Consider the following 13,327-nt stretch of genomic DNA (forward strand, 5'->3'; position numbering starts at 1 on the left):
GAGGGGGCGAAGCGTCATGGGTGAGGTCGCGCTCACGGCCGCTGGTCTCTACGTCATCGTTCTGCTGCGGGCCGGAGGGACGTTCGCCGTCGGGTGGCTCGCCGGTGCCGGTACCAGGCGCAGCAGGTTCGCCGAGCGGATCTCCGCGGCCAAGTTCAGGCGTGCCGAACGGGCGATCCAGCGGTGGGGCGCGCCGGTGGTGGCCGTCTCCTTCCTGACCGTCGGTTTCCAGACCGTTGCCAACTTCCTCGCGGGGAGTATGCGCATGCCCCTGTCGCGCTACCTCCCCGCACTGTTCGTGGGGGGAGCGGGCTGGGCGCTGGTCTACGCGACCGCCGGGATCGGCGCACTCCACATGCTGGCAAGGCTGTTCGCCGAGCGGACGGTGCTCGGTGTCGCCGCGGTCGCCGGCCTCCTCCTCGCGGTGTGCGGGGTGGCGGTGTACCGGCGAAGAAACGCTTCCCCGGCACGCGGCGACGCCGAGGCCGGGGAACCTGAAGGGCCGCACCGCGCCGTGTAGCGCCGCCCCTGTCGGCCGGAAACTGGGTGCCGTTCTCCCTTCGTCCTGCGCCGGCCTCACGGGCCACCGACGGCCGGACGCCCCGCACGAAATCGAGGCCGCCTGTGGTGTCCGCAACTCGCATACAGCCGTACAGCCGTGGCTCCTGACCTGACGGCAGCCCTTCCTTTGGAGTACTAGCCGTCTTCGGCGACGAGCAGTCCGACCTCGGCCGCCTCGCCGCACGCCTCGACCTCGACGACCCCACGCCCGTACTCGCCATCACCAGCCGGTCGGATCCCACGGCCGAGGGCAGGCTTCACCCCTCTGCGTACGGTTTTCAGCTCCGCAACCCTTGACGTCGCGCTGGTCCGGGGCAAAACTTCCGTTCGTTGGTCGGCATTGCCGAACACCTACCGGTAATGCGCGATGCAATGCTGAGGGCCAGCAACGCCCTCACCTGAGGGGACCCGGGTGTTCCCTGGCATCACCCACCGCTACGGTGCCGCGTCCGGTCAGGCCGATCGAGATCCGATGGGTCCTCAGAGCCGATTCCCGCATGTCCCGCTGCCTCCGCGCCTGTCGTACTCCCTTCGTGAGGACCTGATGACACAACACATACCGGAGGCGGTGTTCTGGTGCCTCGCCGTGGTCACGCTCGCCGGAGTGTCGCTGCTGGTACGCCAGTACCGGATCACCGCCGCCCTGCGCGGTCGACTGACGCTCCATGAAGCCGGTCTGCTCGCCAGGGAGGAGGAGGTCCGGCATCTCTCCGAGGTTCGGCTTCCCGCGCTCGTCGAGGCGGCCCACGGCAGCGCACCCGTACCCGGGCCTCTCGATGCTGATCTCGCCGGAACGACGTACGGAAAGAATCTGCAGCAGATCGTCGAGCAGTTCACCGGGGCCGCCGAGGCCACGCGATCCCGGGCGGACAGGTCGGCGAAGGCGACACTGAAGGCGGCGATGCGTGCCCTGCAGGCCTTGGCGAACGAGCAGCAGGTGTCGATCTCCGACATGCAGGACCGGCACGACGACCCCGATGTGCTCCGGGACCTCCTGGAGGTCGATCACACCAATGCGCAGTTCGGCCGGAGGGCGCAGGCCATCGCCATGCTCTGCGGCTCGTGGCCCGGACGGCAGCGGGCCGCGTCACCGCTGGTCGACGTCGTACGCGGTGCGACATCGAGGATTCGGGACTACCGACGCGTCACGGTGCACTCGCGCGTCGACATGGACGTCGTGAGCCGAGCCGTCGAACCGGTCGTCCTCGCGGTCGCCGAGCTGCTGGACAACGCGGCGCGGCACTCCCGGCCCAACACCACCGTCGAAGTCGGCATCCAGGCCGCCCACAACGGCGTCAGCATCGTCGTCGACGACTCCGGCATCGGCATGGACGCGCGCGAAACCGAGGAAGCCGGTCGGCGTCTGTCCGGGCTGGTGGACATCGACATCAACAAGCTCGGCAACCCGCCGCAGTTCGGCTTCGCCGTCATCGGCGCACTCGCCGCCCGGTACGGATTCAGCGTCTCGGTCAACACGCAGTCCCCGTACGGCGGTGTGCGGGCCGTGCTCTTTCTCCCCAACGCGCTCCTCAACCGGGTGCGTTTCATGGGCCCGCCCATTCCCGGGCTGGGAGGCGAGACGCCGCCCGCCCCGGAGCCGGCCTCTCCCGGCGCGTCCGAAGCGGCGGCAGCGCCGTCGGCCACCGCAGGCGGCCTGCCTAAACGTCGTCGATCCACGCAGCGGCACCAGGCAGCCGACGGCGGCCCCGAGGCCCCGGCCGCCGATCCCGCGCTGGTCCGCCCCGCCGCCGAGGCCGCCTCCCGTATGGGCGCGTTCGCCCGCGGCACCCGCTCCGGCCGCGACTCCTCCCACGACACCGAAGGAACCCCCCAGGAATGACCGGCCAGATGACCAACGAAGTCGGATGGATGCTCGACGAGGTCCTGAAGGTCCCGGAAGCCCGCCACGCGATCCTGCTCTCCGCGGACGGCATGCTCCGCGCCCACTCCCAGGGCATGGCGCGCGACGAGGCCGAGCGGCAGGCCGCGGCGTTGTCCGGACTGCAGTCCATCAGTCGCAGTACCGCCGAGTTCTGCGGGCTGGAGACCTCGCCGTGGCAGCAGACACTGGTCGAGTTCGTCGACGGGTACGTCTTCCTGGTGGCCGCCGGCGCGGGCGCGTATCTGGCGGTCTCGGCCGGCCAGGACGTCGACATGGAAGCCGTCACCTACAGCATGCACAAGGTGGTCGACCGGCTGGGTAAGGAGCTGACCAGTCTGCCGCGGCAGCATTCCGTACCCGGCAGGCCGGACGACTCCGGTACGGCATGACCCCGCCGCGCCCCCGTCATGACAGAGGGCTCGTACGGCCGTACGTCGTCACGGAGGGCCGCGCCCATCCGACGCGCAACACACTGGACCTCGTGGCACTGGTGACGGCCGTGCCCGACCGTCCCCTGAACGGGCTGAGCCCGGAGAAGCGGCGGGCGATCGAACTGTGCCGGCCCGGGGCGCTGTCGGTCGCCGAAATGGCCGGACATCTCGCTCTGCCGATGAGCGTCACCAAGGTCCTGCTCAGCGACCTCGTCGACAGCGGCCATGTCCATGTCCGGCCTCCCGTCCCCAAGGCACAACTGGCCGACGCCCGACTCCTGCAGGAGGTGCTGGATGGGCTCCGCTCCCGTTTCTGACCCGGTCGACCCGATCGATCCGATCTACGTCTCGGACACGGTCACGACCGCGATCAAGATCCTCGTCGTCGGCCACTTCGCCGTCGGCAAGACCACGTTCGTCGGCACCCTCTCCGAGATCCGGCCGCTGCGCACCGAAGAGACCATGACGCAGGCCGGCGAGTTCGTCGACGACCTCACGGGCATCCCCGACAAGACCACGACGACCGTGGCCATGGACTTCGGCCGCCTCACACTCAACGAGTCCCTGGTGCTCTATCTCTTCGGCGCCCCCGGGCAGAAGCGCTTCACCCAGCTGTGGCAGGACATGCTGAACGGAGCTCTCGGCGCACTGGTGCTGACGGACACCAGAAGGCTCGACCAGTCCTTCGACATCATGGGCCTGCTGGAAGAGCACGGCATGCCGTACGCGGTCGCCGTCAACCAGTTTGACGGCGCGCCGATGTTCCCCGAGGCAGAGATCCGCGAAGCTCTCGACCTGCTCCCGGAAACCCCCTTGGTCACCTGCGACGCGCGCGAAGCCACGTCCGGTGCCGGAGCGCTGATCTCCCTCATCGAGTACCTCCAGACCCGCACCCCTCAGGAGCAAGGATGACGACACCCCGGCCCGCACACGACGCGGCGCCTCCTCGCGGCTGCCCGGCGCACGCCGACGCACGTACGGTGGAGCGGCTGTACGGCCCGGAGTTCGCCGCCGACCCCATGGCGTCGTACACCCGACTGCGCGCCCAGGGCTCCGTCTCGCCCGTGGAGATAGCGCCCGGCGTGCGCGCTTCTCTGGTCGTCGGCTATGACACCGCTCTGGAGGTGCTGCGCAGTCCGGAGCGCTTCTCCAAGGACCCGCGCCGATGGCGGGCTCTCGCCGACGGGACGGTGCCGGCGGACAGCCCGGTCGTGCCGATGATGGCGTACCGGCCGAACGCCCTGTGGACCGACGGCGACGAGCACAGCCGACTGCGCGGCGCCATCACCGACAGTCTTGGCCGAGTGGACCCCGACGCGCTCACCCGCCACGTGGAGCACAGCGCCGACACCCTCATCGACCGGATCGGCCCCAAGGGTCGGGCGGATCTCCTCCACGAGTACGGTGCCGTCCTGCCGTTGCTGGTCTTCAACCAACTCTTCGGCTGCCCGCCCGCCACCGGGGACAAGCTGGTCGAGGGAATGTCCGGGATCTTCGACGCCGACGCCGGCTCCGAGAAGGCGAACGCGGTGCTGGCCGAGGGCGTCGCCGAGCTGGTGGCACTCAAGCGGGCGAAGCCGGGGCCGGATGTGACGTCCTGGCTGATGGCCCATCCCGCCGGGCTGACCGACGAGGAGATGGCGCACCAGCTGGTGGTGCTCATGGGCGCGGGCACCGCGCCCCAGCTGAACCTGATCTGCAACGGCCTGCGGCTGCTGCTGTCCGACGACCGGTTCGCCGGTGACCTCGCACGCGGCACCATGCCCGTCGAGGACGCCATCGACGAGGTGCTGTGGACCGACCCGCCGATGGCGAACTACGCCGTCCACTATCCGATTTACGACCAGGAGCTCGACGGAACCCTCGTGTGCGAGGGGGAGCCCATCCTCATCAGCCTGGCCGCCGCGAACACCGACCCGGGCCTCGGCGGCGAACGCCGGACCGGCAACCGCGCGCACCTCGCGTGGAGCGCGGGCCCGCACAGCTGCCCGGCGAAGGGCCCCGCCCGGGTGATCGCCGCGGTCGCCCTGGAGAAGCTCCTCGACCGGCTCCCCAACATCGAACTGGAAATCCCGGTCGAGAAGTTGGAATGGCGGCAAGGCCCCTTCCACCGGGCTCTGGCCGGTCTGCCCGTCCGCTTCCCGCCGATCAGCCGCACCTAGCGCGGGGGAGCACTGGCCGCGGAATTACTCCTGGGACGGGAGGGAAGGGCTGTGAGCCGGGCACACAAAGCTGGAGGGGGAGGACCGATGGCCGGTCGACTGCTGCGGGTGGGGACATTCTTGTCCACGGGGCCAATTGGAACGTCCGAGGCCTTACGACGATTGCCGGCCACCCCCGCCGTGCCCGCCCAGGCCCGGGAACGCTGTCTCGAACTCCTCGCCCGCCTGGAGCAAGTGGAGTTCGTGCACGATCTGAATCTCGACCGCACTCACATCCGCGGCGGCCGGGTGTACCACGGCGAGCTGTGTCTCAACGAGCTCGACCTGTACGTGTGGTACGCGCAGATCGACCGCGGGCCCGGCAGCTACCACATTGAGGCGCTGCGGACGCTCAGCCATGACACACGGGTGGTCATCGCCCCTGAGAGTTTCGCAACCGGCGTGGACAAGTTCCGCTCTCACCTACTGCTGGAACGCGCCGGGGTACGGGTACCCGACACCGTCCTGCTGCACCGGGGCAACGTGGCCGCGGCCGAGCCGGTTCTGGCAGAGTGGGGCCGCGCCCTGCTCAAGCCGCGCGGCGGCTACTTCGGCCACGGCGTGCTGCTCATCGAGGACTACGCCACGCTGCGGGACGTCGCCGACTACGTGACCGCCGCAGCGCCGGGCGCCGCCGACGAGACGCTGCTGCTGGAGCGGTTCTACGACAACGATCTCGCCGACTGGGTGTCGGTGACTCTGGTGGGCGACTCGGTGATGTACGGCTACCGCAAGCGCCCCTCCCGCTGGGCCGCGATGCCCGGCGGCACAGCGAAGGTCTACGACGCGACGGGATCCGGCGGTGAGGTCGACCTCTGCGAGGTGCCGGCCGCACATGAGGAGCTGGCCCTGCGCGCCCAGAAGGCGTTGGGAGCGCAGATCATCGGATTCGACATGATCCTCCACCAAGGAGCGCCGATCATCGTCGACGAGAACACTTTTCCCGGCCTCTACCCCGAATTCTTCCGCGCGGCCGGGAAGGACCTGGGCTTCGAACTGTTCCGGGTGATCGCCCGAGCCGTCGACGAATGCAGGACCAGCACACTGGCCGTACGCCATCGCTGACGTCCGGCGGATTCGTGCCAGTGGTGGGCTGGTTCACCGGCCTGCGGCCGCCCGGGTCCACGCGAGTGGGACGACCGGCTCCGCCTGTGGGCCATCGGCCACTCCACACCCACAGCGGCCGCCGTCCTCCAGCGGGCGACCTTTCGCGTCCGGTCACTGGCCCCGGACTAGAGCTTGGCGCCGATGCCGGTCAGGGCCCGTACCTCCATCTCCGCCTGCTTGTCGGGGTCCGCGGGGTGCTTGCTGAGAACCGTGCCCAGGTACCCGCAGAGGAAGGAGAGGGGGATCGACACGATGCCCGGGTTGGTGAGCGGGAACCAGTGGAAGTCGACGCCCTGGACGATGGACGTGGGCGAGCCCGAAATCGCCGGGGAGAAGGCGATCAGTACGAGTCCGGACACCAGCCCGCCGTAGATGCTCCACAGCGTCCCTGTGGTGTTGAACCGCTTCCAGTAGAGGGAGTAGAGCATGGTGGACAGGTTCGCGGACGCGGCGAGGGCCAGCGCCAGCGACACCAGGAAGGCGACGTTCTGCCCGTTGGCCACGATGCCGCCGATGATGGCCAGGAAGCCGACCACGATCGCCGTCAGGCGGGCGACTCGGATCTCGGATCGCGGGTCTGCCTTGCCATGCCGGAGTACGTTGGCGTAGACGTCGTGCGCGAACGACGCGGAAGCGGCGAGCGTCAGGCCGGCGACCACCGCCAGGATGGTGGCGAACGCCACCGCGGAGACCACCCCGAGCAGCACCGTGCCGCCGATCCGGAAGGCGAGGAGGGGCGCCGCGGAGTTCTCCCCGCCAGGGGCATTGAGGATCTTTTCCGAACCCACCAGGGCGGTGGCGGAGTATCCGACGATGAGGATGCCCAGGTAGAAGGTGAACATCGACCAGGAGCACCAGACCACCGATCGGCGCGCCTCCTTGGCGTTCGGCACGGTGTAGAAGCGCATCAGTACATGTGGAAGGCTGGCGATGCCGAGGACCAGCGACAGGGAGAGCGAGACGAAGTCGAGCTTGGTCATCGCGTTCCGGCCGTACCAGCCGCCCGGTTCCAGCAGGCGCTCGCCCAACGGGCTGTTCTGCGCCGCTTTTTCCAGCAGGCCGGAGAGGCTGAAGCCGAACTTGCCGAGGATGAAGACGCTGATGAAGGTCACGCAGAGCAGCAGCAAGGTGGCCTTGATGATCTGCACCCAGGTCGTGCCCTTCATGCCGCCGACCAGGACGTAGAAGACCATGACGACGCCGACGCCGGTGATGACCAGGGCCTGCCCGCCCTTGCTGTGCACGTTGAGCAGCAGGGCGATCAGACCGCCGGCGCCGGCCATCTGCGCCAGCATGTAGAAGAACGTGATCACCAGGGTGGCGTTGGCCGCCGCCGCCCGCACCGGGCGCTGTTTCATCCGGAAGGCCATCACGTCGCCCACCGTGAACCGGCCGGTATTGCGTAGCCGCTCGCCGATGAGCAGCAGGGCGATCAGCCAGGCGACCAGCCATCCGACCGAGTAGAGGAATCCGTCGTAGCCGTGGACGGCGATCGCTCCGGAAATTCCGAGAAAGGAGGCCGCGGAGAGGAAGTCGCCGGACAGGGCGATGCCGTTCTGCATACCGCTGAAACCACTGCCCGCCGCGTAGTAGTCGGAGGCGGTGGGACTGCTGCCGCTGGCCCGGTAGACGACGAACAAGGTGATGCAGACGAAGACGACGAAAATGCTCACATTGAGCGCCGGACTGCCGGTCGTACCGGCTGCGATCAGCACCTTCATTTCCTGCCGGCCTCCGCGTCGGCTCGAACCAGCTCGTGAATCCGGTCGGTTTGGGGGTCGAGCCGCTTCTTGGCGAAGCGCGCATAGGTCACCACGATCGTGATCGTGGTCAGAAATTGCGCCAGGCCGAAGAGGGTCCCCACGTTGATCTCGCCGGTCACCTTGCGCCGCATGAATTCGTTGCCGTAGGCGGAGAACAGGGCGAAGGTGAGGTACCAGCAGAGGAAAAGTGCGGTCATCGGGAACACGAAAAGCCGCAGCCGACGACGGAGTCGGGCGAACTCCGGGCTGGCCTGGATTGCCGCGAAGTCGGGCTCGCCCGAGGGGCCGCATAAGGGCCGGTCGCCGGCTTCCGGGAAGGGGCCCGCTGTTCCGTCGTCGACGGCCCGTGCCGATGGGGGTGGAGCGGGAGGCTGCCTGTCTCTCGTCATAAGTCCCTCCAGGTCTCGGTGAGTTGACCGGTGCGCCTACCGCCGTTGAGGGAGGGAGTGTAGCGACCCGCCCGGTGCAGTCAAACGCGGGGGGACCGGTAAGGAGCGGCCCGTTGCGGGCTGGTCGCTACTGGCCGGTTCTGGCCCGCCACGGGGCATTTTGACGGTTCTCCCCGGGGCCCGGGGCATTCGGCCCGTTTACCGATTGCCTGGGGTGTCGGGCAGCTTCCTGACGGGCCATCACCGAGGAGCTTCTCGCCGGGCATCTCGCCGGTGGTCAAAGTCGCTCGTAAAGCGGGGTCTACGCGCGGAGTGGTCCCCTCCGGAAACGCCGGACGCGGGACAGCGGAACAGGTCAAGCCATTGGCACGGACGATCAGTTGCCCTACACTCGCCACCGCTCGACCGCTGGACATACATCCAGGAAATTCGCGATTCAATTAAATTGCTGCCCAGACCCGGGAGGTAGACCCGCCGGTGGGACTCCTTGAGCATTCCCGCATCATCGCGCGACCGGGATGGAATCGCTGGCTGGTCCCTCCGGCTGCGCTGGCGATCCACCTGTCGATAGGTCAGGTATACGCCTGGAGCGTTTTCAAATTACCGCTGGAGAGCGCCCTGCATATCTCGGGGGCGGCCAGCGCATTACCCTTCCAGGTGGGCATTCTCGTGCTGGGGCTCTCCGCGGCCTTCGGCGGCACCCTCGTCGAGAGCAGGGGCCCGCGCTGGGCCATGCTCGTCTCGTTGGTGGCCTTCTCCTGCGGATTCCTGATCGCCGCACTCGGCGTCGCCACCCGCTCCTACTGGCTGGTGGTCTTCGGCTATGGCTTCGTCGGCGGAATCGGCCTGGGCATCGGCTACATCTCGCCGGTGTCCACCCTGATGAAGTGGTTCCCCGACCGGCCGGGCATGGCCACCGGCACCGCGATCATGGGCTTCGGCGGCGGCGCACTGATCGCCTCGCCCTGGTCGACGCAGATGCTCTCCGCCTTCGGCAGCGACACGGGTGGGATCGCGAAGACCTTCCTCGTGCACGGCGTGACCTACGCCGCCCTCATGACGCTCGGCGTGATGCTCGTGCGCGTGCCGCCCCAGGGATGGCGGCCGGCCGGCTGGCGGCCCGGCGAGGACACCGGAAAGCGGCTCGTGACGACCGCGAACGTCTCCGCGAAGAACGCCGTGCGCACGCCGCAGTTCTGGTTGCTGTGGGTCGTGCTGTGCATGAACGTGACGGCCGGGATCGGAATCCTGCAGAAGGCCGCGCCGATGATCCAGGACTTCTTCCGGGACACCGCAACCCCGGTCAGCGTGACAGCCGCCGCCGGGTTCGTCGCGCTGCTGTCCCTGGCCAACATGACCGGCCGGATCCTGTGGTCGTCGGTCTCCGACGTGATCGGCCGCAAGAACGTCTATCGGCTGTATCTGGGCGTCGGCGCTCTGCTCTATCTGACCCTGCTGCTCGGCAAGAACAGCAGCGTGACGCTGTTCATCGTCGCCGCCATGGTGATTCTTTCCTTCTACGGCGGGGGATTCGCCACCGTCCCCGCCTACCTGAAAGACCTGTTCGGCGGGTACCAGGTCGGTGCGATCCACGGCCGGCTGCTGACCGCCTGGTCCGTTGCCGGAGTTGCGGGGCCGGCCATCGTGGACGCCATCGCGGACATGAGGCAGCAAGCCGGACACACCGGGCCGAGCATGTACACCCTCTCGTTCTCCATCATGACCGCGCTGCTCATCATCGGATTCCTGGCCAACGAACTGGTGCGCGCGGTTGATCCGAAGTTCCACGAGCCCGAGACGACGGTCCGCAGCGAGCCCGACCCCGTCCCGGCCAAGAACGTCTAGAAACGCGGTGCATAGCGACGGAACAGGTACGGACGGGCCCTGACGAATCGCCGGTTGTTCGTGAACTGAAGTAGGGATTCCAAAAAGTGCGTGGTGGGCTCGGTCCGACGGAAGGCCTCGCCGAGACGATGCGAGGGGGCGAAGCGCTCGCGGTACGGCCCCGAGTGGTGCCGGGGTACGCGGTACTCGCGCGGGAGCCGGCTTCGCCCTCAGGAGAACCCCGCATCGCGAAACAACCTCGTGAGCTCTTGGTGCGCGGCACCCGGTTCCAGGGCGGGGGACACCTCTCGTGACCCCGGCAAGGCATGCGTGCCCGCGGGTGCGCCGGGTGCCGCAGTGGTCCACCGTCGTGCAGTGGCGCAACTGGCGGCTGCCCGTCAAGTTGGCCGCTGTCCTGGTGGTGCCGGCGCTGCTCGGCGTCGCCTCGTCGGTGGTGCAGATCCAGCGAGAGGTCGCACGCGCAGAGGAGTACGCGGACATCCAGCAGCTGGTCGAACTGCGGGGTGACCTGACGTCGTTGATCGGCGGACTGCGGCAGGAGCGGACCCTGTCCGCCGAGAGCCTGGGCGGCCGCTCGCCCGTGGATCAAGCCACACTCCGGCGACAGGCCCTCGACGTCGATCACGCCGAAGCGTCCGTCAGGCGCACGGCCACCAAGCTCTGCCGCCTCGACCAGGTCTCGAAGACCCGGTACGACGAGGCGGGCACGTTCCTGCGACGGTTGCCCGCGCTGCGCTTCCAGGTGGGCTCGGGCAGCATCGCGGCGCGGAGCGCCACGCAGCAGTACAGCGCGGTCATCAAGAGCGTGCTGGATCTGGACCAGGCCCTGGTCAACCAGTTCGGCGACCCCCAACTCTCCCGGCCGGCGACCGCGTCCTACGACCTGGAGGTGGCCCAGGAGCAGATCGGCCTCCAGCACGTCCTCATGCTGGAGGCGGCCAGGCCCGGCGGCCTGCGGGACCGGGAGCTGGGCCGGGCGCTGCAGGACTCCGACACCAGGTTGCGGGACAAGCTCGCCGACTTCCGGGCCCTGGTCACCCCGGTACAGGAGAAGGCCTATGCGGAAACGGTGACCGGCACGGCCGTCGAGCGGCGCGCCCAACTGGTGAACATCGCACTGTCCCAGCCGGAGGCGTCCGACGACGCGGGGCGGGGCACTTCGTGGGAGATCCCGGTCAAGGACTGGAACGACAGCTCCGAGCGCACCGGCGAGCTGATGGACAAGGTGCAACTCGGGCTTGCCCATGACCTGCGCACGGTCTCCGCCGAGCTGCAGGACCAGACCAGCGACCGGGCGGGCGCGGCGTCCGTGATCCTGCTGGCGGTGCTGCTGCTCGCCGTCGGCATCGGTGTGCTGATCGGCCGCTATCTGCTGCGGTCGCTGGTCGTACTCCGCTCGACTGCCCTCGACGTGGCCGAGCGCCGGCTGCCGGACGCGGTCGCGAACATCCGCGAGGGCCATCTGCCGAACGCGGCGGTCGAGTCGGTGCCGGTGCACACCACCGAGGAGTTCGGGGAGCTCGCGCGGGCCTTCGAGGCAGTACACGGCCAGGCCGTGCGGCTGGCGGTCGAGCAGGCCACGCTGCGCAGCGATCTGCGGAACACCTTGGTGAACCTCTCCCGGCGCAGCCAGAGCCTGGTGGAGCGCCAGTTGCAGCTGATGGAGCAGTTGGAACGGCACGAGGAGGACCCGGACCAACTGGCCAGCCTCTTCAAGCTCGACCACCTCGCGACGCGGATGCGGCGCAACAACGAGAACCTGATGGTGCTCTCCGGCAGCGAGCTGGCCCGCCGCTTCGATCAGCTCGTGCCGATGGGAAACGTACTGCGGGCCGCGGTTTCCGAGATCGAGCACTACCAGCGCGCTGTGGTGCAACTCCCGGCGCCCCTGGAGGTGATCGGGTACGTGGCCGGTGACCTGGCGCGGCTGGTCGCCGAGCTGATGGACAACGCCACCAGCTTCTCCCCGCCGGACACCCAGGTGGTCATCGGCAGCAGCTGGCGGCGCGACGGCTCGGTGCTGATCGACATCCTGGACCAGGGCATCGGGATGAACGACGCCGAACTGGCCGAGGCCAACCGGCGGGTGGCGGCGGGCACCTCCGCTGACGTGCCCACCTCGCGGCAGATGGGCCTGTTCGTGGTCGGCCGGCTGGCAGCCCGGCACGGCCTCAGCGTGAAGCTGACGATGGACCAGAAGGGCAGCGGCGTCCGCGCCTTGGTGCGCGTACCGGCTGAGCTGGTGAAGGCGGACGCCTCACGTGATCTGGGCCGAGAGGGAACCCTGCTGAGCACGCCGGCCACCAAGCCCGCCTCGCGGGTGGCGGCACTCCAGGCGAACAACGCGGTCACCGCGGGCACGTTGCCGCGCCGGGGCGGTGGCCGGGCGCCCGCCGCAGCCCGCGTCGACGACCCCACTACGGCCCCCGAGCGCACCCCCGACGCCGCCGAGCCGGACCACTGGGCCGACTCCGGGGCGTATGCGGACCTGTCCGCGACAGCCCCGCCCACACCAGTCACCGAGGACGCGCCGGACGTCACCGACACCGGCCCTCCCAACGGGACACCCGTGTACGGCCACGCCCTCCAGGACGCCACGCACCGGCCCGCGCCGCAGATGCCGTCCGGACCCGCAGACCCACGCGACGCCGAGACTTCGTGGTTCCAGCCGGCCACGCCGACGTGGCCGGGCGCCACCCCCCAGGACATCGCACGCCCACCCGCGCCGCCCGCCGCGAACGCGCCCGAGCCGCATACGTCGAAGGACACCGACGGGTTCTCCTGGTTCGCGTCCGAGGCGGCCCGCCCTCCCACGGCAGAGCCGCCGGACACCCCGCAACCGCCGCCCACCGTGGGCCCGCCCGAACCCGCAGCGCCGCGCCGGCCGCCGGCGCCCGAGCCAACGGGCGATGCGGAGACGGGCGATGCGGAGACGGGCGATGCGGAGACGGCCGACCACACGCCGGTCGGACTGCCCAAGCGGGTACCGCGCGCGAACCTGGCACCCGGGCTGGCCGCACCGCGCGCCGGTGCCGCCGGCGACGTACCCGCGAGCCAGGACGCCAGCCGGACCCGCGGGTTCCTCGACAGCTACCAGGCAGGAATCCGTCAGGCTCGCCCCGACGAGACGTGACAGCACCCCGACGAG

11 protein-coding genes are annotated in these 13,327 nt (G+C 69.3%); 9 read left to right on the forward strand and 2 right to left on the reverse strand.

Annotated elements, in window-relative coordinates; genetic code table 11:
* Positions 1-16 precede the first annotated feature (16 nt).
* The 7 genes from FCH28_RS06970 (at position 17) to FCH28_RS07000 (ending at position 6,140) form a co-directional block, all read left to right on the forward strand.
* Positions 17-520 (forward strand): DedA family protein, encoded by a 504-nt coding sequence (locus tag FCH28_RS06970; protein ID WP_136738799.1) that lies wholly within the window; start codon positions 17-19, stop codon positions 518-520.
* A 585-nt stretch (positions 521-1,105) separates the two neighbouring features.
* A complete protein-coding gene (locus FCH28_RS06975; protein WP_136738800.1) occupies positions 1,106-2,401 on the forward strand; it encodes an ATP-binding protein in 1,296 nt (431 codons plus the stop codon).
* Positions 2,398-2,832: a roadblock/LC7 domain-containing protein gene (locus FCH28_RS06980; RefSeq protein WP_136738801.1), complete on the forward strand. Its 435-nt coding sequence runs from the start codon at positions 2,398-2,400 to the stop codon at positions 2,830-2,832. Before FCH28_RS06975 ends, FCH28_RS06980 begins: the two co-directional genes overlap by 4 nt.
* Positions 2,829-3,191, forward strand: a complete 363-nt coding sequence (locus FCH28_RS06985) for a DUF742 domain-containing protein (RefSeq protein WP_136738802.1) — start codon at positions 2,829-2,831, stop codon at positions 3,189-3,191. The genes FCH28_RS06980 and FCH28_RS06985 overlap by 4 nt, the downstream gene beginning before the upstream one ends.
* A complete protein-coding gene (locus FCH28_RS06990; RefSeq protein WP_136738803.1) occupies positions 3,169-3,786 on the forward strand; it encodes a GTP-binding protein in 618 nt (205 codons plus the stop codon). The genes FCH28_RS06985 and FCH28_RS06990 overlap by 23 nt, the downstream gene beginning before the upstream one ends.
* Positions 3,783-5,036 carry a cytochrome P450 gene (locus FCH28_RS06995; RefSeq protein ID WP_246102481.1) on the forward strand — a complete coding sequence of 418 codons (1,254 nt, stop codon included), beginning with the start codon at positions 3,783-3,785 and terminating at the stop codon, positions 5,034-5,036. The genes FCH28_RS06990 and FCH28_RS06995 overlap by 4 nt, the downstream gene beginning before the upstream one ends.
* Before the next feature lie 162 nt (positions 5,037-5,198).
* Entirely contained in the window at positions 5,199-6,140 is a 942-nt protein-coding gene (locus FCH28_RS07000) for an ATP-grasp domain-containing protein (protein WP_169314074.1), read from the forward strand.
* 167 nt (positions 6,141-6,307) lie between these two features.
* On the opposite strand, the gene FCH28_RS07005 is transcribed toward FCH28_RS07000, so the two are convergent.
* Both FCH28_RS07005 and FCH28_RS39670 read right to left on the reverse strand, forming a co-directional pair.
* Positions 6,308-7,903, reverse strand: coding sequence for a solute symporter family protein (locus tag FCH28_RS07005; RefSeq protein WP_136738805.1), 1,596 nt, complete (start codon positions 7,901-7,903; stop codon positions 6,308-6,310).
* Complete coding sequence (locus FCH28_RS39670; protein ID WP_136738806.1) at positions 7,900-8,334, reverse strand: DUF485 domain-containing protein; 435 nt, start codon at positions 8,332-8,334, stop codon at positions 7,900-7,902. Before FCH28_RS39670 ends, FCH28_RS07005 begins: the two co-directional genes overlap by 4 nt.
* Before the next feature lie 477 nt (positions 8,335-8,811).
* Here FCH28_RS39670 and FCH28_RS07015 point away from each other — a divergent pair, with 477 nt between their 5' ends.
* Both FCH28_RS07015 and FCH28_RS07020 read left to right on the forward strand, forming a co-directional pair.
* Entirely contained in the window at positions 8,812-10,179 is a 1,368-nt protein-coding gene (locus FCH28_RS07015; protein WP_136738807.1) for an L-lactate MFS transporter, read from the forward strand.
* A gap of 328 nt (positions 10,180-10,507) precedes the next feature.
* Positions 10,508-13,312 (forward strand): nitrate- and nitrite sensing domain-containing protein, encoded by a 2,805-nt coding sequence (locus FCH28_RS07020; RefSeq protein ID WP_169314075.1) that lies wholly within the window; start codon positions 10,508-10,510, stop codon positions 13,310-13,312.
* Positions 13,313-13,327 lie beyond the last annotated feature (15 nt).

Source organism: Streptomyces piniterrae (assembly GCF_005048155.1).
Classification (GTDB): Bacteria; Actinomycetota; Actinomycetes; order Streptomycetales; family Streptomycetaceae; genus Streptomyces; species Streptomyces piniterrae.

What these genes read in the sequence shown, in the direction of transcription:
- FCH28_RS06970 (WP_136738799.1), top strand. Translation starts at nt 17, where the DNA reads ATGGGTGAGGTCGCGCTCACGGCCGCTGGTCTCTACGTCATCGTTCTG.
- FCH28_RS39670 (WP_136738806.1), bottom strand. Translation starts at nt 8,334, where the DNA reads ATGACGAGAGACAGGCAGCCTCCCGCTCCACCCCCATCGGCACGGGCC.
- FCH28_RS06980 (WP_136738801.1), top strand. Translation starts at nt 2,398, where the DNA reads ATGACCGGCCAGATGACCAACGAAGTCGGATGGATGCTCGACGAGGTC.
- FCH28_RS07005 (WP_136738805.1), bottom strand. Translation starts at nt 7,903, where the DNA reads ATGAAGGTGCTGATCGCAGCCGGTACGACCGGCAGTCCGGCGCTCAAT.
- FCH28_RS06975 (WP_136738800.1), top strand. Translation starts at nt 1,106, where the DNA reads ATGACACAACACATACCGGAGGCGGTGTTCTGGTGCCTCGCCGTGGTC.
- FCH28_RS06985 (WP_136738802.1), top strand. Translation starts at nt 2,829, where the DNA reads ATGACCCCGCCGCGCCCCCGTCATGACAGAGGGCTCGTACGGCCGTAC.
- FCH28_RS06990 (WP_136738803.1), top strand. Translation starts at nt 3,169, where the DNA reads ATGGGCTCCGCTCCCGTTTCTGACCCGGTCGACCCGATCGATCCGATC.
- FCH28_RS06995 (WP_246102481.1), top strand. Translation starts at nt 3,783, where the DNA reads ATGACGACACCCCGGCCCGCACACGACGCGGCGCCTCCTCGCGGCTGC.